The organism is Enterococcus sp. LJL120 (genome assembly GCF_054871765.1).
In genome coordinates, this window is the sequence record NZ_JBTXLV010000001.1 from 460,412 (window position 1) to 482,725 (window position 22,314).

Annotated in this window: 16 protein-coding genes and 1 other annotated feature (1 of these 17 running past the window's edge); of the genes, 14 read left to right on the top strand and 2 right to left on the bottom strand. The window is 41.8% G+C overall.

Going from position 1 to position 22,314, the window contains the following annotated elements:
- The first annotated feature begins 14 nt into the window (after positions 1 to 14).
- The 12 genes from mraY (at position 15) to ileS (ending at position 13,560) form a co-directional block, all read left to right on the top strand.
- Positions 15 to 977: a phospho-N-acetylmuramoyl-pentapeptide-transferase gene (gene mraY / locus ACYSNU_RS02335; RefSeq protein ID WP_461735610.1), complete on the top strand. Its 963-nt coding sequence runs from the start codon at positions 15 to 17 to the stop codon at positions 975 to 977.
- Positions 978 to 1,017: 40 nt separating this feature from the next.
- A complete protein-coding gene (murD, locus tag ACYSNU_RS02340; RefSeq protein ID WP_461735611.1) occupies positions 1,018 to 2,379 on the top strand; it encodes a UDP-N-acetylmuramoyl-L-alanine--D-glutamate ligase in 1,362 nt (453 codons plus the stop codon).
- 12 nt (positions 2,380 to 2,391) lie between these two features.
- Positions 2,392 to 3,477 carry an undecaprenyldiphospho-muramoylpentapeptide beta-N-acetylglucosaminyltransferase gene (gene murG / locus ACYSNU_RS02345; RefSeq protein WP_461735612.1) on the top strand — a complete coding sequence of 362 codons (1,086 nt, stop codon included), beginning with the start codon at positions 2,392 to 2,394 and terminating at the stop codon, positions 3,475 to 3,477.
- Between the two features lie 17 nt (positions 3,478 to 3,494).
- A complete protein-coding gene (locus ACYSNU_RS02350) occupies positions 3,495 to 4,559 on the top strand; it encodes a cell division protein FtsQ/DivIB (RefSeq protein ID WP_461735613.1) in 1,065 nt (354 codons plus the stop codon).
- Between the two features lie 168 nt (positions 4,560 to 4,727).
- Complete coding sequence (ftsA, locus tag ACYSNU_RS02355; RefSeq protein WP_265455374.1) at positions 4,728 to 6,077, top strand: cell division protein FtsA; 1,350 nt, start codon at positions 4,728 to 4,730, stop codon at positions 6,075 to 6,077.
- A gap of 21 nt (positions 6,078 to 6,098) precedes the next feature.
- Positions 6,099 to 7,346, top strand: a complete 1,248-nt coding sequence (ftsZ, locus tag ACYSNU_RS02360) for a cell division protein FtsZ (protein ID WP_461735614.1) — start codon at positions 6,099 to 6,101, stop codon at positions 7,344 to 7,346.
- An 18-nt stretch (positions 7,347 to 7,364) separates the two neighbouring features.
- The gene (locus tag ACYSNU_RS02365) at positions 7,365 to 8,042 is read left to right on the top strand and encodes a YggS family pyridoxal phosphate-dependent enzyme (protein ID WP_461735615.1); all 678 of its coding nucleotides are present in this window, start codon (positions 7,365 to 7,367) and stop codon (positions 8,040 to 8,042) included.
- Positions 8,043 to 8,055: 13 nt separating this feature from the next.
- On the top strand, positions 8,056 to 8,658 hold the full coding sequence (locus tag ACYSNU_RS02370; protein ID WP_461735616.1) for a cell division protein SepF: 603 nt from the start codon (positions 8,056 to 8,058) through the stop codon (positions 8,656 to 8,658).
- 17 nt (positions 8,659 to 8,675) lie between these two features.
- Positions 8,676 to 8,948 carry a YggT family protein gene (locus ACYSNU_RS02375; RefSeq protein WP_461735617.1) on the top strand — a complete coding sequence of 91 codons (273 nt, stop codon included), beginning with the start codon at positions 8,676 to 8,678 and terminating at the stop codon, positions 8,946 to 8,948.
- A gap of 27 nt (positions 8,949 to 8,975) precedes the next feature.
- On the top strand, positions 8,976 to 9,758 hold the full coding sequence (locus ACYSNU_RS02380; RefSeq protein ID WP_461735618.1) for a YlmH family RNA-binding protein: 783 nt from the start codon (positions 8,976 to 8,978) through the stop codon (positions 9,756 to 9,758).
- Between the two features lie 18 nt (positions 9,759 to 9,776).
- Positions 9,777 to 10,499 (top strand): DivIVA domain-containing protein, encoded by a 723-nt coding sequence (locus ACYSNU_RS02385; RefSeq protein WP_461735619.1) that lies wholly within the window; start codon positions 9,777 to 9,779, stop codon positions 10,497 to 10,499.
- Between the two features lie 262 nt (positions 10,500 to 10,761).
- A complete protein-coding gene (ileS, locus tag ACYSNU_RS02390) occupies positions 10,762 to 13,560 on the top strand; it encodes an isoleucine--tRNA ligase (RefSeq protein ID WP_461735620.1) in 2,799 nt (932 codons plus the stop codon).
- 262 nt (positions 13,561 to 13,822) lie between these two features.
- On the opposite strand, the gene zwf is transcribed toward ileS, so the two are convergent.
- Positions 13,823 to 15,343 carry a glucose-6-phosphate dehydrogenase gene (gene zwf / locus ACYSNU_RS02395; RefSeq protein ID WP_461735621.1) on the bottom strand — a complete coding sequence of 507 codons (1,521 nt, stop codon included), beginning with the start codon at positions 15,341 to 15,343 and terminating at the stop codon, positions 13,823 to 13,825.
- Positions 15,344 to 15,390: 47 nt separating this feature from the next.
- Positions 15,391 to 16,038: a metal-dependent transcriptional regulator gene (locus tag ACYSNU_RS02400; protein WP_461735622.1), complete on the bottom strand. Its 648-nt coding sequence runs from the start codon at positions 16,036 to 16,038 to the stop codon at positions 15,391 to 15,393.
- A gap of 216 nt (positions 16,039 to 16,254) precedes the next feature.
- Between ACYSNU_RS02400 and gltB the strand changes: the two genes are divergently transcribed.
- Positions 16,255 to 20,766, top strand: coding sequence for a glutamate synthase large subunit (gltB, locus tag ACYSNU_RS02405; protein WP_461735623.1), 4,512 nt, complete (start codon positions 16,255 to 16,257; stop codon positions 20,764 to 20,766).
- Between the two features lies 1 nt (position 20,767).
- On the top strand, positions 20,768 to 22,207 hold the full coding sequence (locus tag ACYSNU_RS02410) for a glutamate synthase subunit beta (protein ID WP_461735624.1): 1,440 nt from the start codon (positions 20,768 to 20,770) through the stop codon (positions 22,205 to 22,207).
- 49 nt (positions 22,208 to 22,256) lie between these two features.
- Positions 22,257 to 22,314: a binding site (T-box leader), on the top strand; it runs 181 nt beyond the window's last position.

Below are 22,314 nucleotides of genomic sequence, written 5' to 3' on the forward strand. Positions count from 1 at the left end.
TTAGGAGAATTCAAATGGAATGGACAAAATTCTTAATCCCTTTAGCTGGTAGCTTTGCGATAACAGTGGCATTTATGCCACTGTTTATTGGTTATCTTCGGGCAAAACAATACGGTCAGGAAATCCGCGGAGATGGCCCCGGGTGGCACAGCGTCAAAGCTGGCACACCAACGATGGGGGGATTAGTTTTTTTAGTTGGCGTAATTATTATTGGAATCGTCAGTGCCATTTGGCTTCAACAGTTGACACCTTCGTTAGCGATTCTTTTATTTATCCTAGTGCTATATGGGGCCTTAGGATTTATTGATGATTTTATCAAGGTCTTTCGTAAGAGAAATCTCGGTTTAAAATCTGGTCAAAAATTAATAGGTCAGATTGCCGGTGGTTTAGTCTTTTACGGTGTCTACCGTTTGGACAACAATACAGATATTTTAAATGTCTTTGGCTGGCAAGTTCACTTAGGCCTTATTTACGGTCTATTTATTATTTTTTGGTTAGTCGGCTTTTCGAATGCCGTCAATCTTACGGATGGTATCGACGGTTTAGTTTCCGGCTTAGGGACGATTTCTTTTGGAACTTATGCAATCATCGCTTGGTTCCAACAACAATATGATGTTCTGATTATCTGCGTCTGTGTAGTCGGCGGACTAATTGGCTTTTTCCTCTATAATAAAAAACCGGCGAAAATTTTTATGGGGGACGTCGGCTCCTTAGCTTTAGGGGGACTTTTGGCTGCCGTTTCAATCTTACTGCATCAAGAATGGACCTTATTGTTAGTTGGTCTAATTTATGTGATTGAAACAGCGAGTGTCATGCTACAAGTAACATCCTTTAAATTAACTGGTAAACGAATCTTTAAAATGTCCCCCATCCATCATCATTTTGAAATGAGTGGTTGGTCAGAATGGAAAATTGATACTATTTTCTGGTTAGTTAGTTTAGTTCTTTCAGTTATTACTTTAGTGATTGTCTTATAAATAAGTTTTGTGAGTTCGTTTTCGGCAAAGGAGTTTTTTTATGAAGCAGATTACCAAATATCAAAATTTGAAGGTGCTGGTTTTAGGACTGGCCAAAAGCGGTTATAGTGCCGCAAAATTATTACATGAGCTGGGGGCCCTTGTCACAGTAAATGATGGTAAACCCTTTGAAGAAAATCCCGAAGCCCAAGACCTACTAACTTTAGGCATTAAAGTAATTACTGGTAGTCATCCAATCGAACTGCTGGACGAAGATTTTTCATTGATGGTCAAAAATCCTGGGATTCCCTATGATAATCCGTTGGTGGCTCGAGCTATCGAACTTGAGATTCCGGTGATTACCGAAGTTGAGCTAGCTTATGAGGTGGCTGAATGTCCGATGATTGGAATCACAGGGACCAATGGTAAAACGACTACCACCACCATGATTGCTCAATTATTAAATGCAGACCGCAATCAGGGTATCGCCCGTTTAGCAGGGAATATTGGTTTTCCTGCCAGCAGCGTCGCCCAAGAAGCGACAAAAGAAGACGTGATGGTAACTGAGCTATCTAGCTTTCAACTGATGGGCATTGTTGATTTAAAACCGACAATTGCAGTCATAACCAATATTTATGAAGCTCATTTAGATTATCATGGTACTCGAGAAGACTATCTTCAAGCTAAATGGCGTATTCAAGAGAACATGACAGCGGCCGATTATTTAGTGATTAATTTTAATCAGCCGGAACTTGTTGAACTCGCTTTACATACCAAAGCCCAAGTTATTCCTTTTAGCACTGAAAAAATTGTGCCAACGGGAAGTTACTTAAAAGACGGGCATTTATATTTCCAAGATGAATTAATTATGCCGGCGGAAAAGCTCGGTGTTCCAGGTCAACATAATGTCGAAAATGCACTGGCGGCGCTGGCTGTTGCTAAATTAAGCCAAGTGTCTAATGAAGCCATTCAAACAACTTTAATGAATTTTACCGGCGTACCCCACAGAACCCAGTTTGTTGGTGAAATTGCCGGGCGAAAATTTTTCAACGATTCAAAGGCAACGAATATTTTGGCTACTGAAATGGCTTTAGGCGGCTTTGATAATGCTCAGCTAATTCTTTTAGCCGGCGGTCTTGACCGGGGCAATGATTTTGATGAGCTGATTCCCTCTTTGGAAGGAATCAAAGCTTTGATTGTGTTCGGTGAGACTGCCAGTAAGTTAGCCTTAGCTGGTCGAGAAGCCGGTATTGAAACCATCATCGAAACTGAAAATGTTGAAACGGCCGTGCCATTGGCCTTTCGTGAAAGTGCTAAAGGAGACACTATTCTCTTGTCTCCAGCGAATGCCAGCTGGGATCAGTACCCGAATTTTGAAGTGCGGGGCGACCGATTTATCCAAGCTGTCAAAAATTTGAATTAAACGAGGAATACCATGAAAATTTTAGTGACAGGCGGTGGCACCGGCGGACATATTTATCCGGCGCTAGCCTTTGTAAACTACATGAAAAAAGATCCTGAAAACGAATTTCTCTATGTTGGGGCTAAAAAAGGCTTAGAAACTGAAATCGTCCCAGCCGCTGGGGTTCCTTTTGTGGCCCTAGAAATTCAAGGTTTTAAACGCAAACTATCATTAGATAATTTGAAAACCGTACAGCTCTTTTTGAAAAGTATCAATCAAGCAAAAAAAATTTTAAAGGAATTTCGCCCGGATATTGTTCTTGGGACAGGTGGCTATGTTTCTGGAGCCGTTGTCTATGCAGCTTCTCGCTTAAAAATTCCGACGATTATTCACGAACAAAATAGTGTGCCAGGGATTACTAATAAATTTTTGAGTCGCTATGTCACTAAAATTGCTATTGCTTTTCCGGATGCAGCCGCTTTTTTCCCAACAGAAAAGGTTTCTTTAGTCGGCAATCCCCGGGGACAAGAAGTCGAAGGCATGCAACCAAATGATGCACTTACTGCTTATGGCTTAAAAGAAGCGCAACCGACAGTTTTGATTTTTGGCGGCAGTCAAGGGGCCTTAAAGATTAATCAGGCCTTTAGTCAAGCTTTGCCTGAACTTAAAAAGCGGGCTTATCAAGTGCTGTATGCTTCTGGGACCCGTTATTATGAACAATTATCAGCAGAAATCGCTGCATTGCCACAAGGCAGCAATGTCAGTATTCAACCTTATATTGAAAATATGACAGAAGTCATGGCAAATGCTTCTTTATTAGTTGGAAGAGCCGGGGCCACTTCGATTGCGGAATTTACCGCCTTAGGTATTCCAGCGGTACTGATTCCTAGTCCTTATGTAACTAACGACCATCAAACCAAAAATGCCCAAAGCTTAGCAAAAGCCGGGGCGGTAACCATTATTGCTGATAGCCAATTAGATGCTCAAACGCTCTTAGCAGCATTGGACGATATCATGGACCATCCTGAAAAACAAAAAGCGATGGCTGCAGCAGCGAAAGCACAGGGCATTAGCGATGCCAGCACACGCTTAGAAAATTTGATTAAAGAAATGATTTAAAGAGAGGGGGGACGACCTTGGTCAAAAAGAAACAGCCGGAACAGCCACCAGAAGCACCTCAAAATGAAGAACCAAAGATTGATGAGGAAAATTTATCACCTTGGCAGCAGGCCAATTTGACCTATATGCAACAGCAAGGAGAGACCCCTCTGTGGCAAGATAAAAAAGAGGAAACAACTGAAGCTGAAGAATCTGAGAATTCGTCAGAAAACGCCGATGAAGCGGATGCGAAACAACAGGAAAAACAGCAGCAAAAAGCCAAATTAAAAGTGTTAGACAGTTCTAAAAAAGAAAAACGCCGCAAGTCTTATGTGGAGACTCTGCCTAATCTTAAAGAACAGACCAACAAAGTATTACGCCGTAGAATTATTATTCTGCTCTTAGTCTTTGGTATTCCGTTGATTATTCTCAGCTATCTGGTTTCGCCACTTAGCAAATTGCAAAACTTGACTGTCAGCGGCAATTCTGCTGTCGCCAGTGAGACGATTATTGACTCTAGCAATTTTTCAATCGGCACGAATATTTTTGAAGAATTTTTTGCCAGAGAGCAATTAACAGCTGCCGTTGAAACCGATAATCCACGAATAAAATCCGTCAGTGTTACTTTAACCGGACCAACTAGTTTAAATATCGGTGTCAGCGAGTATCAAGAAGCCGCCGTATTATTACAAGACGGTATGTATTATCCAATACTAGAAAATGGTGTGGTTTTAACCGACACCGCAACGGATGCGATTGAAGGCTTTCCAGTCTTACAGGATTTTAGTGATCAGACAATTATCACTGAAACCATTGCCGGATATCAAGACATTGCCGCTGATGTTCAAGCGTTGATTCAGGTCATCCAATATACACCGAGCAGTGACAATCCGCGGTTGTTAACCTTAACGATGACTGATGGCAATCAAGTGTTGGTGCCTTATACAACCTTTGCTTCACAGATGCAATATTATCCGCAAGTCGCCTCTCAGATGACAGAAAATGGTGTGATTGATATGGAGGTAGGGATTTTCTCATATCCCTATGGAACCGACCAAAGTACAACCAGTTCAACTGAAAGTAGCAGTGAGAGCTTAGAGTAAATTTTCTTAAAATGAAAAAAAACCAAGGGAAATCACACTTTCTTCTTTCTAAATTGGGTAGTTTTATGGTAAAATTGAAAGCAGTGAATATATATAAAATTACAAGTGATATGATGGATAGATTGTATCCGTTAGTAATGGAGAAGGATTTAGGAGGGAACCCCAATCATGGCAAAATCTGGAATGTACGTAGGCCTTGATATCGGAACGACATCGGTTAAAGTTGTTGTAGCTGAATATATCGACAATCAAATGAATATCATCGGCGTAGGCAACGCTAAGTCTGAAGGTATTAATCGTGGAATCATCGTTGATATTGAAAAAACTGTTCAAGGAATTCAAAGAGCAGTGAGACAGGCAGAAGAAAAGGCTGGCATTCAAATTAAAAGTGTTAGTGTCGGTTTACCGGCAAATCAGCTGCAAGTTGAAAGCTGTCAAGGGATGATTGCTGTTAACAGCGAATCAAAAGAAATTAATGACGAAGATGTGAAGAACGTTGCCTCAGCAGCAATGGTTCGTTCAACACCACCGGAAAGACAAATTGTGGCAATTTTACCACAAGAGTTTACTGTAGATGGTTTTGAAGGCATCAAAGATCCTCGTGGAATGATTGGCGTTCGTTTAGAAATGTACGGTTTAGTTTTCACTGGACCTAAGACAATTGTTCACAACATCCGCAAGTGTGTCGAAAAAGCTGGCTTAACAATTAACGAAATGTTAATCACACCATTATCTTTAACTGAATCAGTTTTATCTGAAGGGGAAAAAGATTTTGGTACAATTGTTATCGACATGGGGGGCGGCCAAACAACGACTGCTGTCATGCATGACAACCAATTGAAATACACTTATGTGGACCAAGAAGGTGGCGAATTCGTCACTAAAGATGTTTCGACCGTCTTAAATACCTCCTTCAATAACGCAGAAGCTTTGAAAATCAATTACGGCGATGCATATCCAGCACGGACATCTGCTAGTGAAGAATTTCCAGTAGATGTGATTGGTCAATCTGAACCAGTTAAAATCGATGAAAGATATTTATCTGAAATCATTGAAGCTCGTTTAGAACAAATCTTCCGCAAATCAAAAACAGTCTTGACTGAAATTGATGCGTTGGACTTACCTGGCGGAATTATTTTAACTGGTGGAGCAGCTAGCCTACCAGGTGTTGTTGATTTAGCACAAGACATTTTTGAAACCAATGTAAAATTACATGTCCCTAACCACATGGGATTAAGAAATCCAGTTTTCACCAACGTAATCAGCATCATCGAATACAGTGCTGGATTAAATGAAGTCTATCGTTTAGCGAAAAGTGCTGTTTTAGGCGACAAGGAAAGAAGTGTCGCTCCACAACCAGCCCAACCGCAAGTTGTTGCTCAGCCGCAAGTGCCAGAAGCGACTTACGAAACGAACTATGAACCTGAAGCTTCTTATAATACTGAAGCTCCTAGCGATCAAAAAGGCGAAAAAGTAACAACTAAAATCAAAGACTTCTTCTCAAATATTTTTGAATAAGAAAACTGGAGGACTAGAATAATGGAATTTTCAATCGATAATACCGTAAACGACGGCGCAGTCATTAAAGTTATCGGCGTCGGCGGTGGCGGCGGCAATGCAGTTAACCGCATGATTGACGAAAACGTCAAAGGTGTTGAGTTTATCGTTGCCAATACAGATGTACAAGCTTTGAAAAATTCAAAAGCTGAAACTTTAATTCAATTAGGCCCTAAATTCACCCGCGGATTAGGTGCCGGTTCACAACCAGAAGTTGGTCAAAAGGCCGCTGAAGAAAGTGAACAAGCTATTCAAGATGCCCTTGAAGGCGCAGATATGATTTTTATCACTGCTGGTATGGGAGGCGGAACCGGAACCGGTGCTGCACCAATCGTTGCCCGCATTGCGAAAGAAGTTGGCGCTTTAACTGTAGCTATTGTAACTCGTCCTTTCAGCTTTGAAGGACCAAAACGGGGCCGTTATGCTTCAGAAGGTATTTCTCAATTAAAAGAAAACGTTGATACGTTATTAATCATCTCAAACAACCGCTTATTAGAAGTTGTTGATAAAAAGACACCGATGTTGGAAGCTTTCCGTGAAGCGGATAACGTTTTACGCCAAGGTGTTCAAGGTATCTCTGATTTAATCACAGCACCTGGTTACGTGAACTTGGACTTTGCTGATGTACGCACTGTTATGGAAAATCAAGGCACTGCTTTGATGGGTATCGGTGTTGCCAGCGGAGAAGAACGGGTCGTTGAAGCGACTAAACGAGCAATTTCTTCGCCTCTACTTGAAAGTTCAATTGACGGAGCTGAACAAGTCTTGTTAAATATCACTGGCGGATTAGACATGACTCTATTTGAAGCTCAAGATGCTTCTGATATTGTTGCTAATGCTGCTTCTGGTGACGTCAACATTATTTTAGGAACGTCAATTAATGAAGACATGGGGGATGAAATTCGTGTTACTGTTATTGCAACAGGAATTGACCCTGCTAAAAAAGAAGGTCGGGTTGGCCGGGCCTCCGCTCGTCAAAGCCAAATCCATTCTGTGAGACAAGAACCTGTCTTAGATATGGAACAAGCAACGCCAATTCGCGAAGAAGAAACAAGCGCTTTTGGTGATTGGGATATTCGTAAAGAAGAAACTTTACGTCCAAAAGTAGAAGATACTGCATTTGAAAACGTTGAGAAAAAAGAATTAGAAACTTTTAGTCGTCCTGATTCCAATACCAACAACGATTCAGATGAAATTTCAACACCACCATTTTTCCGTCGTAAAAGATAATTTTGGAGGCTGAGACCGATGATTTCCGATAATTTGAATGAGGTTTATCAGAAAATTGCGGAAGCCAGCGTCAAAGCCAAACGGCAGCCTAGTGACGTGACCTTAGTGGCAGTGACCAAAAGTGTGGATGCTGCTACAGCGCGCCAGCTAGTCGAAAATGGAGTCATTAATCTCGCCGAAAACCGTGTCGATAAACTTTTAGAAAAACAACATGACCTAAAAGATCAAACAGCTGTAAAATGGCATTTAATCGGCAATCTGCAGCGGCGTAAAGTTAAAGATATTATCAATCAAATCGATTACTTTCATGCCCTGGACAGTTTGCGTCTAGCTCAAGAAATTGAAAAAAGGGCTGAGACAGAAATTAAGTGTTTCGTTGAGGTTAATATTTCTGGTGAAGCTAGTAAGCATGGCTTCTCACCAGAGGAAGTGTTGAACTTTGTTAATGAACTGGGGACCTTTGAAAAAGTCAAGGTCATCGGTTTGATGACAATGGCGCCTTTAACGGCGACAGAAGCAGAGATACGTGTTATTTTTAAACAACTAAAAAGACTACAATCTACCGTGCAGGATTTAAAGATTGAACAAGCTCCCTGTAGTGAATTGAGTATGGGAATGAGCAATGATTTCGAAATTGCGATTGAAGAGGGTTCAACGTTTATCCGTGTTGGTAGAATGTTATTCGGTGCGATGTGAAGGAGGTAGGCCAATGGCACTTTTTAATAAGAAATTTGCCAATTTTTTTGGACTGTTAGACGAGGAAGAATACGAAGAAGAAGTTCGGTCAAATCACGAGGAGAGCAGTTTCCAAGCCAGAGAACAACATCAGGTAGAAATGCCCCAAGCAGTGAATGATCCTGTTCGTGAAACTCGTTTTAGTGAAAACATTCAAAAAGCCATGAAGGAATCTGATGACAAACAGGTTGAAAGATCCCGTCAAATGCAACAGGAAGCTCCTAAATTGGTATCACTTAGCAATAATTCGAACCGAGGTGGCGGTGGCGGAAACGGAACTAAAAAAACCGGTTCAGCTAAAAATCTCGGTAAAATTACCATTTGTGAACCAAGAGCTTATTCTGAAGCGATGACAATTGCCAAGCGGATTATCGCCGGCGAATCTGTTTTAATTAATTTCTATTCTGTCGAGGAACTCCAAGCACGCCGAATTGTAGACTTCCTAACTGGAACAGTCTATGCACAAGATGGTGATATTCAACGGGTTGGTGACGAAATCTTTTTATGCACACCACCGGATGTTGAAATAGACAAAAGCATTGCACAATCGCTTGCAGAGTCGAATTTCTTCGAATAATCTAGAGGAGGAATTCCATGTTAGTGTTAATTGAAATAATTAGAGTTTTTCAGTATGCGGTGAGAATTTATTCAATTCTCTTAGCTGCTTATGCGCTGATTTCTTGGTTTCCTGGAGGCTATCAGTCCTCCATCGGAAAATTTTTGGCCCGGGTTTGCGAACCTTATTTAAGCCTATTTGATCGTTTAAATTTAAGATTTGGTGGCTTGGATTTCACAATTCTAGCAGCAATTCTAATTTTAAATTTGGCGAGCCAAGGATTAGTTATGCTAATTGTTCGATTGCTATAAAAATATATGAAAAGGGGGTGATTGTCTTTGAATGCAAATGTGTACCAGCATTTTCGCAGAGATGAGCACCCTTTTATTGATACTGTGGCTGATTGGATTGAGCGGGTCTCGTTGCAATATTCTCCATACCTGACTTATTTTCTTGATCCTAGACAGGCTTATATTGTGGAAACCTTGGTTCAGCAGCAGGAGGACGTAAAATTTAAATTTTACGGTGGTTATCCTGAGGCAGAACGTTTCCGCTGTATGATTTATCCAGAGTACTATGAGCCTGAGGATGCAGATTTTGAAATCCAATTATTTGAAGTTAATTATCCGCAAAAATTTTCAACCTTAAGCCACGGCAAAATATTAGGGAGTTTAATCGGTGCGGGTGTTCAGCGGGATTCCTTTGGTGATATTATTACCGACGGCGAACAATGGCAGGTCTTTATTGCCAAAGAAGTTAGTAATTTTATTGTCAGTCAAGTGACCAAAGTCGGCAATATTTCCGTCCGCCTCGAAGAACTAGATGCCAGTCAATTTGTGGAGTCTATCGATAAGTGGTCAATTGAGACAATTACTGCAAGTTCTTTAAGATTAGATGTCATTATCTCGAATGTCTACAATATTTCTAGACAACGCTCGAAACAATTGATAGAATCAGGAAAAGTCAAAGTGAATTGGGGAGAAACCCTCAAACCTGATTTTCCGGTTGATTTGTTGGATATTATATCGGTCCGGGGATTTGGCCGTATTCAGTTAAATGAAATTGGCGACAAAACCAAAAAGGACAAATATCGTATTACGATTGGCGTATTGCGTAAATAATTAGAAGAGGTGAAAAACATGCCACTAAGTCCATTAGATATTTCAAATAAGAGTTTCGCAGTCAAAATGCGGGGCTATAGTCAAGATGAAGTTGATGATTTTCGTGATTTAATTGTGAAAGACTATGAAGAGGTTCTATCACAAAACCGCATGATGGAAAAAACATTGAAGCATGCGGAAGAAAAGTTGGAATACTTTAACGAGTTAAAGGATGCCTTGAATCAGTCAATCATTGTAGCACAAGATACTGCTGATAAAGTGAAATCAAGTGCCAATAAAGAATCAGAAGTAATCGTCGGTGACGCTCAAAACAAAGCCCATGAATTAGTCAGCGATGCTGAGGCACGGTCAAATTACTTGATTACCACGGCTGAGGAAAAAGCTCGTCAGATTATTGATGAAGCGACCGCTAGAGCACGAGAATTAGTTAGTGAAACAGATGACTTGAAGAAAAAAACGCGGGTTTTCCATCAGCGTTTAAGTTTGATGTTGGAATCACAGTTGCAAACTGTTAAGAGTGAAGAATGGACGCAATTATTGACACCATTTTCATCTTACGTACAGGATTCTCATACTGTGATTAAAGAATTATTTGGTGATGAATTTGGCTTTGGTGCTATGCCAACAGCTAAGGAAATGCCTGTAGCAGAAGTTGTTGATGAAGATATTATTGTCAAAGAGACGCTTGACGGTTATAATCAAGACGAAGCAACAACGGATGACAATCAAGCGCCAGAATAAAAAATAGAACAGAAAACCAGAAATATCCTTAATAGCGAACCAAAGCCGGTGAAAGTTTGGTAGGCAATGTTTCTAGGTAGATCCTCTATTTACTTATAATCTGAAATTAGTAAGATTATACGAGTGACTTCGTTACCAGTTACGAAAGATAATCCAAGGAGTTGGATTAAAATTTGGGTGGTACCACGATACGTTCGTCCCTTTTTAGGGATGGGCGTTTTTTTATATAGATTTTTAGTGAATTTAAAGGAGCGAAACACGCATGAAGATGAAGGAAACATTGCATTTAGGAAAAACAGCTTTTCCAATGCGAGGCAATTTACCAAATCGTGAAGCTGAATGGCAGAAGGATTGGGAAGAAAAAAAAGTATATGAAATGCGTCAAAAAATGAATGAAGGTAAACCGACTTTTGTTTTACATGATGGCCCGCCCTATGCCAATGGCAATATCCATGTTGGTCATGCTTTAAATAAAATCAGTAAGGATATTATTATCCGCTCGAAATCTATGTCAGGCTTTAGAGCACCTTACGTTCCTGGCTGGGATACCCATGGTCTGCCGATTGAACAAGTTTTAACCAATAAAGGCATTAAACGTAAAGAAATGACGATGGCAGAATATCGCCAAAAATGTATGGAATACGCTTTGTCGCAAGTTGACACTCAAAGAGCTGACTTCAAACGCTTAGGTGTTGCTGGTGATTGGGAACATCCTTATATCACTTTAGATCCTTCCTACGAAGCAGCTGAAATTCGTGTTTTCGGAAAAATGGCGGAAAAAGGCTATATCTACAAAGGCTTAAAACCAATTTATTGGTCACCTTCAAGTGAGTCTTCTTTAGCTGAAGCTGAAATCGAATATAAAGATGTGAAATCAGCTTCTATCTATGTTGCCTTCAAAGTGAAAGACGGCAAAGGATTATTGGATAATGATACGGCTTTCGTTATTTGGACAACGACACCGTGGACTTTGCCCGCTAACCAAGGTATCGCTGTCAATCCAAGTTACACCTATAGTGTTGTCGTTGCAGACGGCAAAAAATATGTTGTCGCAAAAGACCTAGTGGAAACAGTTAAAGAAGCTGTTGGCTGGGAAAATGTACACACAGAAAAAGAAATTAAAGGAACTGAGCTAGAGTATATGACGGCTCAACATCCTTTTTATGATCGTGAATCTTTAGTTATCTTAGGCGACCACGTTACTTTAGACGCTGGTACAGGTTTGGTTCATACAGCACCTGGCCATGGTGAAGATGACTATGTTGTTGGGAAAAAATATAATTTAGAAGTGCTGTCGCCAGTTGATGATAAAGGAATTTTCACAGCGGAAGCACCTGGCTTAGAAGGTGTCTTTTATGACAAGGCCAATCCAGTTATTACTGAATGGCTAGAAGAAAAAGGCGCTTTATTAAAACTTGATTTCTTCGTCCACAGCTATCCCCATGATTGGCGCACGAAAAAACCGGTTATCTTCCGTGCAACGCCGCAGTGGTTTGCTTCAATCGATAAATTCCGCCAAAATATTTTGGATGAAGTTGAAAAAGTTGATTGGATTATCCCGTGGGGTAAAACGCGTTTATACAATATGATTCGTGACCGTGGCGATTGGGTCATCTCCCGTCAAAGAGCTTGGGGTGTGCCGCTGCCGATTTTTTACGCTGAAGATGGTGAACCCATCATTACACCAGAAACAATCGATCATGTGGCCAATCTATTTGCGGAATTTGGATCTAATATTTGGTTTGAAAGAGAAGCCAAAGAGTTATTACCAGAAGGCTTCACTCATCCTCATTCTCCAAATGGTGAGTTTACTAAGGAAAAAGATATCATGGATGTTTGGTTTGACTCTGGCTCTTCCCATGAAGCAGTCCTGCGTAAACGTCCAGAATTAACGTTCCCAGCGGATATGTATCTTGAAGGCTCTGATCAATACCGTGGCTGGTTCAACTCAAGTATTACGACTAGTGTGGCCATCAATGGTGTTGCACCTTATAAAGCGGTCCTGTCACAAGGCTTTACTTTAGATGGTGAAGGTCGCAAGATGAGTAAATCTTTAGGCAATACAATTGTTCCTGATAAAGTGATTAAACAAATGGGTGCAGATATCCTGCGCTTATGGGTCAGCAGTGTTGACTATGAATCAGACGTGCGGGTCTCAATGGACATCTTAAATCAAGTTTCCGAAGTCTATCGGAAAATCCGTAACACTATGCGTTTCTTATTAGCGAATACTTCTGATTATGTGGCGAGTGAAAATCGCGTGCCTTATGCTGAATTGCGCTCAGTCGATAAATATATGCTGGTGCGTTTAAACCAAGTCATCAAAGAAATTCGTGAAGAAGGCTATGAAAAATATAACTTCCTGCACATCTATCGGACAGTAATGAATTTCCTAACAGTTGATTTGTCTTCCTTCTATTTAGATTTTGCCAAGGATGTTGTTTATATCGAAGCAGCCGATGATTACCAACGTCGCTGCATGCAGACTGTTTTCTATGATGTAATTGTTGCGTTAACTAAATTAATGACGCCAATCATCCCTCATACAGCGGAAGAAATCTGGTCTTATCTGGAAAATGAAGAAGAAGCCTTCGCCCAACTAGCTGAATTTCCTGGCTATGAAGAGTATGCTAATGCTGCGGAATTGACGGATACTTGGAGCAGCTTCTTGGAATTTAGAGATAAGGTCTTGAAGGCTTTAGAAGAAGCTCGCAATGAAAAATTAATCGGAAAATCTCTTGAAGCAAAAGTAACTATTTATCCAAATCAAGAAGTCAGAGATTTATTAGTGGCAGTTGATAGTGATTTGGCTCAGCTGTTGATTATTTCACCAGACTTTTTTGAAGTTGCTAAAGCAGGTGAAACAGCACCGGCTAATGCGATGAGCTTCGATGATGTCGCAATTCTAGTGGAAAAAGCCGATGGTGAAGTTTGCCAGCGCTGTCGTCAAATGCGCAAAGACGTTGGTTCCCATGAGCATTTACCACACATTTGCGGTCACTGTGCCAATATTGTAGAGGGTGAATATCCTGAAGCCGTGGCTGAAGGTTTTGAAGAATAATTGAGAAGCCTTTGAAAGAATCTTTTCTGAATAAGTTAAAAAAGCAAACCATTGGGAAATCATTTTCCAGTGGTTTGCTTTTTGTTTACAAAAAGAGGCTATGACATTAGTTAGAAGAAAGCCGAACTTTACGAACGGTATCTAGTGAAAATCACTAAATATTGTTAATTTGCGACGAGGACCTACTGGACCGAGGAGCAAATATAATATAGTTCGGGATTTCATCTGTTAAAAAGACTAATGTCACAGGCCCGTTTAATTTTTATAATTGATCTCTATCTCGATACCAGACATCCGGCTGCCAGTTCCAAGTGAAGCCGTCTTTTTCCAGCAAATCAAAGGCTGCTTGTGGTCCCATGGTTCCAGCTGCATAGTTGGGAAAATCTGGTGTTACTTGATCCCAAGCGTGGCGAATAACGTCGACAATATGCCACGATTGAGCCACTTCATCCCAGTGGGAGAAGTTGGTGCCATCTCCATTTAAGGCATCAAGAATCAATTTTTCATAGGCTTCGGGACTGTTTTCAATCGTTTCAGCGCTATTGCGATAATCCAGCTTAACGGGAATCGTATTGAAGCCTTGACCGATTTCTTTGCCGTTTAAAGTCATCGAAAAGCCTTCCGTCGGTTGAATGTAAATGGTTAAAACATTTGGCGGTAAATCTTTATTTTCGCTGTGGTCTTCTAAATCAGTCCGAAAGACATTAATTGGCACTTGTTTGAAAACGATATTGATGCGAGTCCCTTTTTCGGTCATGCGTTTGCCGGTACGAATGTAAAAAGGCACACCAGACCAGCGAAAATTATCGATATAAAATTTACCAGCAACAAAAGTTTCAATCGTGGAATCAGGGCTAACGTTTGGCTCATGGCGATAATCGACAAAAGATTGATTCGCTAATTGCCCTTCACCGTATTGACCCCGAACAAAGTTTTCCAGCGCTTCTTCTTCATTGTAAATGCGTATGGCATTTAAGGCTTTGACTTTTTCAGTCCGAATTTCTTTTTCTGAAAAGGCAACTGGTGGCTCCATGGCTAATAAGGAGACGACCTGCAGAATATGATTTTGCACCATGTCCTTCAAGGCGCCACTATTTTCATAATAGCCGCCGCGATCTTCAACCCCTAATGACTCAGCAAAAGTAATTTGCACATTGTCAATATAACGATTGTTCCATTGGGACTCAAAAATATTATTGGCAAAACGGATGGCAGAAATATTTTGAATCATTTCTTTACCGAGGTAGTGGTCAATCCGGAAAATATCTTGTTCTGGAAAGGCTGCCCGAATTTCTTGGTTCAGCTGGTAAGCCGATTGGTAATCTGAGCCAAAAGGTTTTTCGATAATCAAACGGTCAAAGCCGTGATCAGAAATAATTTGCTGACTCTTTAAATGTTCGACGATTGTCCCGAAAAATTGCGGAGACATGGCTAAGTAGTACAGGCGATTGCCTTCAATCTGATAGGTCTCATCCAATTTATCAGCCAGTGTTTTCAAGGCATCATAATGTTGCGTATCGGTCACGTTATGGGCTTGATAGTAAAAGTGGCTAGCAAAATCAGTTGCTTCAGCCTCTGTCGGATTTAAATCTTGAATGGTTTCTTTGACGATTTCCCGATAATAATCATCGCTCCATTCTCTTCTAGCGGTGCCAATCACTGCAAAATGGTTAGTAATTTCGCCTTTTTTGTAAAGGCGAAAAAGAGAAGGGTACAATTTGCGTTTGGCTAAATCACCGGTACCGCCAAAGATCGTCATTAAGACGCGGATATCATTTTTCATCATAAAAACTCCTTTTGATTGCGATTGTGTTGCGCTGGGGAAACTATTTATAGCGGATCAACAAAAATGGTGCTGGCGGCCTTAAAGCTGATGGCGACTTTTTTGGTTTCATTTTCCAGCGTGATGGGACCTTCGAAGGCGGCTTTATCGCTGATGGTAAAGTGCTCATCAATTTTAATATTAACTGAAACTAAATAATCCAAGAGCTCCTGTTCGTCTAACACGCGGGCGATGCGAATCGTTGCTCCGATTGGATAATCTTTCAGGGTTTGCCGCTCTTTTTCATCGACTACGGCTGTTGCAGCAGGAATCATTCCGCCGTGGGGACAGTATTGAGGATGCTCTAGATATTCCTCCAAGTGGTTTGCCAAATGATCTGAGGTCACATGCTCTAAGACTTCAGCATCATCGTGGACCGTATTCCAAGGATAATTCAGATGCTCCACTAAAAAAACTTCCCATAAGCGATGCTTACGGATTAAACTGCTGGCCAACTGAGTACCTTTGAAAGTTAGCTGTGCTCCTTGATAAGGAAAATGATCAACTAAGCCCTCTTTGACTAGCTTGTTAATCATCTCGCTGACGGAAGCCGCGGAAACATTCAGTCCGGAAACAATTTGCTTATTGTTAATCTTGCGTTTGTCGCCGCCCAGCTCCAATAATAATTTCAAATAATCTTCGCGATTTGGGGTCATGTAGCTTAACTTCCTTTCCAATAGACTAATTTTATCAAAAAAGTCTTTCTTTGACTATTTTAATGAAAGTAAAACTGCTATTATTTTTAATAAAATAAAGTAATAGAGGGCTTTCAATGAAAATTATTTTGCAAATGCATTGTAATTCTGTGAAAAACAAGGTAGAATATTAAAATAAAATTAGAATTTTCAAAATATTTAAAAGGGTTGGTGTCCATGAAAGTAAAACTGCCGGAAGCTAAAAAAACAATGTATGATCCCTCATTTGAAAAAGATGCCTGTGGAATGGGTTTTATTGCCCAAATGGACGGTGTGGCTTCCCATCAATTAGTCGATCATGCTTTAACTATGTTGGAACGGATGAATCATCGCGGCGGAACTGGGGCAGAACCTGATACTGGTGACGGTGCGGGTATTTTAATGGCTTTGCCGGATGTCTTTTTCCAAAAACAAGCAGCCAAAGCGCAGGTTGAATTGCCTGAAAAAGGCAATTATGCTGTGGGCATGCTTTTTTTACCACAGGAAGAAACCCATAAAGACCACATGCTACAGGCCATAACCTTAGATATTGAACAGGCTGGCTATCACGTTTTGTGGCATCGGGATGTTCCGTTTGTCTTTGAAAACTGTGGACCAGGTGCACAAAAAGTTATGCCAAGCTTTGTCCAAATTTTTGTCGAAAAGCCGATTGATGTCAAAGCGGGCCGCGCTTTTGAGGATCGTTTATTCCGACTGCGGCGTAAGCTTGAAAAAACCTATGCGCCAGAAGAAATGGCAATTTGCTCTTTGTCTTCTAAGACAATTGTATATAAAGGCATGCTCCACGCTTATCAAGTGCGGCTCTTTTTCCCGGACTTATCAGATAAAACGATGGAAACCAGCATTGCTTTAACGCATTCTCGTTTTTCAACGAATACCTTTCCCAGCTGGGATCGGGCGCAACCGTTTCGCTTTTTAGCTCATAATGGAGAAATTAATACTCTAAGAGGTGCCGAAAACTGGATGCGCAGCCATCATATTGAAATTTATAATGAAGAAAATTCTGACTCAGCGAAATTAGAAAACTGTTTAGAATATCTTTATCGCAATGGCCGGGATATTCCCCAGGCTTTAATGATGATGATTCCTGAAGCTTGGTCACCGGAAGCGAAATTAGCTGATGAAACGGCCGCATTTTATGAATATGCGTCAAGTTTCATGGCTCCATGGGATGGCCCTGCGGCTTTGTGTTTTACAGATGGCGATATGGTGGGAGCAACTTTAGACCGCAATGGCCTGCGTCCGTCTCGTTATTCAATTACGAAGGACCGGATGATTATTGTGGCTTCTGAGTCTGGCGTCGTTGATTTAGAACCGGCTACGGTAGTCGAAAAAGGCGTATTAGGGCCAGCCAATATGATTTTAGTTGACACGACTACTGGTAACTTTTACCGTAATGAAGAAATTAAAGAGAAGTATGCAACCGCCCATCCATATCGGGAGTGGTTGGACAGCACTCGTTTAACAGTAGCAGATTTAGCTGAAGTGTCAGATGAAGCAGCAAAGGATTTTTCTGAAAAAGAATTAAAACGTTTATGGAAATTAAACGGCTACACAGATGAAATTATCCGCACTTTAATTATACCAATGGCAGAAAAAGGCGAAGAGCCGGTTATTTCGATGGGCTTTGATTCACCTTTAGCAGTTTTAAGTGAAAAACCGCAGTCTTTATTTACCTATTTCAAACAACAATTTGCTCAGGTGACCAATCCTCCTATCGATGCGATTCGGGAAAAATTAGTTATCGGTACTGAAATGTTCTTAGGTCGGGATGCAGATGTAAAAGTTGATAATAAAAAAAACTGTCACAAGCTGAAAATTGAAAGCCCAGTGTTATCAACGGCTGATTTTGACAAGATTAAGCAAGTTGCGCTAAAAGGTCAAAAAGCTGTCGAGCAGTCGATTTTATATAGCGTCTATCAGGAAAACGATAACCGCTTTTTACATGCATTAGAAAGTATGTTTAAAGAAGCGGAGGAAAAAGTCGATGAAGGGGCGACTATCTTAGTTTTGACGGATCGAAATTCGCAGGAAGGCCAAATGGCTTTGCCGATTTTATTGGCGGTCTCTGGTTTACACAACTATTTAGTGGAAAAAGGCAAACGAGGTCTGGCCTCGATTGTCGTTGATTCAGCAGAAGTCTGCGAGGTCCACCATTTTGCTATGTTGATTGGCTTTGGTGCGTCGGCAATTCACCCTTACGGAGCTTACGCAACAATTAAAGATTTTAAAATGACGGATAAAATTGAAACCTATCGACAAGCTGCTGAAAAAGGCATCATCAAAGTGATGTCCCGCATGGGGATTTCGACAATTGCTGGCTATCACGGTGCCCAATTATTTGAAGCGGTCGGTCTATCTGGCCAAGTTGTTGAAAAATTCTTCACTGGCACCGCTAGTCGAATTGGCGGTTTATCGTTAAATCAGATTGAAGCTGAATATTTGGCCCGCTATAATTTTGCTTATGGCGAAAAGCAAGACGATTTCCTGCCTTCTGGCGGCAGCTTCCAATTTAAAGCAGATGGCGAACACCATCTCTTTAATCCAAAAACAATTTATAATTTCCAAACAGCGATTCGTAAAGGCGATTATCAACTGTACAAAGAATACGCCCGCGAATTAAATGACGAAGCAATCAAGCAGCCGACGACCTTGCGTTCGATGTGGGAATTTGCAGCGGATCGGCCAGCAGTCAAATTATCTGAGGTCGAGCCGGCTGAGATGATTGTCAAACGGTTTAAAGTCGGTGCAATGAGTTTTGGCTCCCTTAGCCAAGAGGCCCACGAATGTATCGCTGAAGCGATGAACTCCATCGGCGCTAAATCCAACAGCGGTGAAGGCGGCGAAAACCGCAATCGCTTCAAGCCACAGGCCAATGGCGTCAATTTAAATAGCCGCATCAAACAGGTTGCTTCTGGCCGTTTTGGGGTCAATGCAGAATATCTAATGAGTGCTGATGAATTGCAGATTAAAATGGCTCAAGGTGCTAAGCCTGGTGAAGGTGGGCAACTGCCGGGGAATAAAGTCTTTCCTTGGGTGGCAGAAATCCGGGGCTCAACGCCGGGTGTACGATTGATTTCACCACCACCTCATCATGATATTTATTCGATTGAAGATTTGGCACAGCTGATTTATGACTTAAAAACCATCAATCCTTATGCCAAAATCAACGTCAAACTAGTTTCCTCCACCGGTGTTGGCACAATTGCCACCGGCGTAGTGAAGGCTGGTGCAGATGTTGTCGTTATTTCCGGTTACGATGGTGGAACGGGAGCTTCGCCTCGTAATTCTGTACGGGATGCTGGCTTACCATGGGAGATGGGCCTAGCGGAAGCCCATCAAACACTTGCTATGAACAACCTGCGTCAGCGGATGACCTTAGAAACCGACGGCAAATTAATGACCGGTCGTGATGTGGCGATTGCGGCTATCTTAGGAGCTGAGGAATATAGTTTTGCTTCCCTTGCTTTAGTAGCAGTTGGTTGCGTAATGATGCGGGTATGCAGTTTGAATACTTGTCCGGTAGGTGTTGCGACGCAAAATCCGGCGTTGCGGAAATTTTTCGCCGGTAAACCAGAACATGTAGTCAATGCAATGATGTTTGTCGCTGAGGATTTAAGAGAAATCATGGCAGAACTAGGCTTTAGAACCGTAGATGAAATGATTGGCCATGGGGAAGTCTTGAAGCCTAAATTTGTCGCCAAGGGAAAAGCGAAATCTTTAGACTTTTCAAGAATTTTGGGGAGCACCTTACCGATTGAACGGAAATGTGATGATCCCTTCAAAGAACCGCGCCAATGGAAAGAACTGGATGCTTTTGCTAAAGCGGCGATTGATAACCAGCAGCAAGTTGCTTTAACTGGTCCGATTAACAATGTAAACCGGACAGTAGGCGCTCGTATGGGAGGCTGGATTGCCGAACGCTTTGGCAATTATCAAGTGACACCAGGACTGATTAAATACGAATATACCGGAATCGCTGGTCAAAGTTTTGGGGCCTTTACCACTCAGGGAATGGAACTGAAATTAATTGGTGAAGCCAATGACTATGTGGCCAAAGGTCTCAGCGGCGGCCGTTTAATTATTTTGCCGCCAAGCGATGCTGCTTATGATATCGAACAATCACCAATTGTCGGCAATGTTGCCTGCTTTGGTGCCAATCGTGGCGAGGCCTATTTCATGGGCCGAGCTGGGGAACGCTTCTGTGTCAGAAATAGCGGAGCCGAGGTTGTCGTAGAAGGTGTCGGTGACCATGGTTGTGAATATATGACCGGTGGTGTGGCTGTTATCTTAGGAAGCACTGGCCGTAACTTCGGTGCCGGCATGTCCGGCGGGGTAGCTTACATCTACGATCCGGAAGGTAATTTCCCAGAGCAGTTAAATACTGAGATGGTGGAGTTATTTAAATTGGGAGAATCTGGAAATGATAAGATCTTAAAAGAGTTGTTAGAAAAACATCGGGATTATACAGGCTCCAAAAAAGCAACGACTATTTTAGAAAACTGGGAAACTGAACAGGCTAATTTTGTGAAGGTTTACCCGACTGAGTACCATGAAATGATCAATGTAACTGAAAAATTACGTAAGAAGACCAAACTTAGAGGCGATGCGTTATTGGAAAAAGCCTTTGAAAGTGTCATCGGCGAGCAAGTTGCACCGCCAAAACCTGCAGTGAAGGAGCGTGGCTAAAATGGCAGATCCATTTGGATTTTTAAAATATCCCCGCAAGGATAACCCTTACCGACCAGTTGAAGAGCGCATTACCGACTGGGAAGAATTGCAAACGCCCCTTGAAGAAACTGAGCGGCAAGAACAAGCCGCCCGCTGTATGAGCTGTGGCATTCCTTTTTGCCATACCGGTGTTTTTTACGGTGGCAAGCGGGCAGTTTCTGGGTGCCCCAATGATAATTTAATTCCTGAGTGGAATGATTTAGTTTATCGCGGGGAATACAAAAAGGCTTGGGAACGTCTGAGCCGCACCAATCCGATTCCCGAAATGACCGGCCGGGTTTGTCCCGCCCCCTGTGAAAAATCTTGTACCGAGGCCTTGAACGGCTCTGGTGTTGCGATTCATGACAATGAACGCTTCATCATTGACACGGCCTTTGACAACGACTGGGTGCGTCCAACAGGGATTCCTGAAAGCCGGACTGACTTTCAGATTGCGATTGTCGGCAGTGGACCGGCTGGGCTTTCAGCCGCTTGGCGGTTGAATCAATTGGGACATAATGTCACAATCTTTGAACGCTCAGATCGTTTCGGCGGCCTTTTAATGTACGGCATTCCAAATATGAAATTGGATAAAGACGTTGTGCAGCGGCGTATCGATGTGATGATGGAGGTCGGCATTAAGTTTGTTGCCAACACTGAAATTGGCACCGATAAAACCGCTGAGGAATTATATGCTGAGTTTGACCGGGTGATTATCACTAGCGGCGCATCTGTGCCCCGTGATTTAAAAGCTCCAGGGCGGGAATTAGAAGGCGTTCGCTTTGCTGTTGATTATTTGACAGAAGCAACAAAAGATGTTTTAAAACATGGTAAAGGCGCCACTAGCCGTAAACTTGAAGGCAAACATGTTGTCGTAATCGGCGGCGGTGATACCGGAAACGACTGTCTAGCTTCGGCGATTCGTCAAGGAGCAGCGTCGGTGAAACAGTTGGAAATTACCCCGATTTTACCGGAACAACGCACACCAGCGAATCCTTGGCCTGAATATCCGATGGTGGATAAAGAAGGCTACGGACAAGCGGAAGCTCACTTTGTTCAAGATGAACAATTAACGTATTATTCTACTTCCACAACTAAATTTTTAGGAGCGGAACGGGGTCAATTAATTGCCATTGAAACCGTCGAAGTCGATAATCAATTCCAACCGGTGGAAGGTACTGAAAAACGCATGAAGGCTGATTTGGTCTTGTTGGCGATGGGCTTTACCGGTCCAGAGCATAGTTTATTGGCTGAATTTGGGGTTTCTGAAATTTTAGATGATTACACCACCAACAATGAACGGGTTTTTGTGGCCGGCGATGCCAAACGGGGCCCAAGTTTAGTTATCTGGGCAATTCGAGAAGGTCGTTTGGCGGCAGAAAATGTCGATGCTCAATTAAGAGCTTTGGTTGCACAATAAGTTTGACGGATACAAAAATTTGTGTTAATTTATGATAAATGAATGAGAAAATAAAACTTTGATTAGAAAAAGTAAGTTTGCTCTTTAGTCTAAGAGAGCTTCCGACA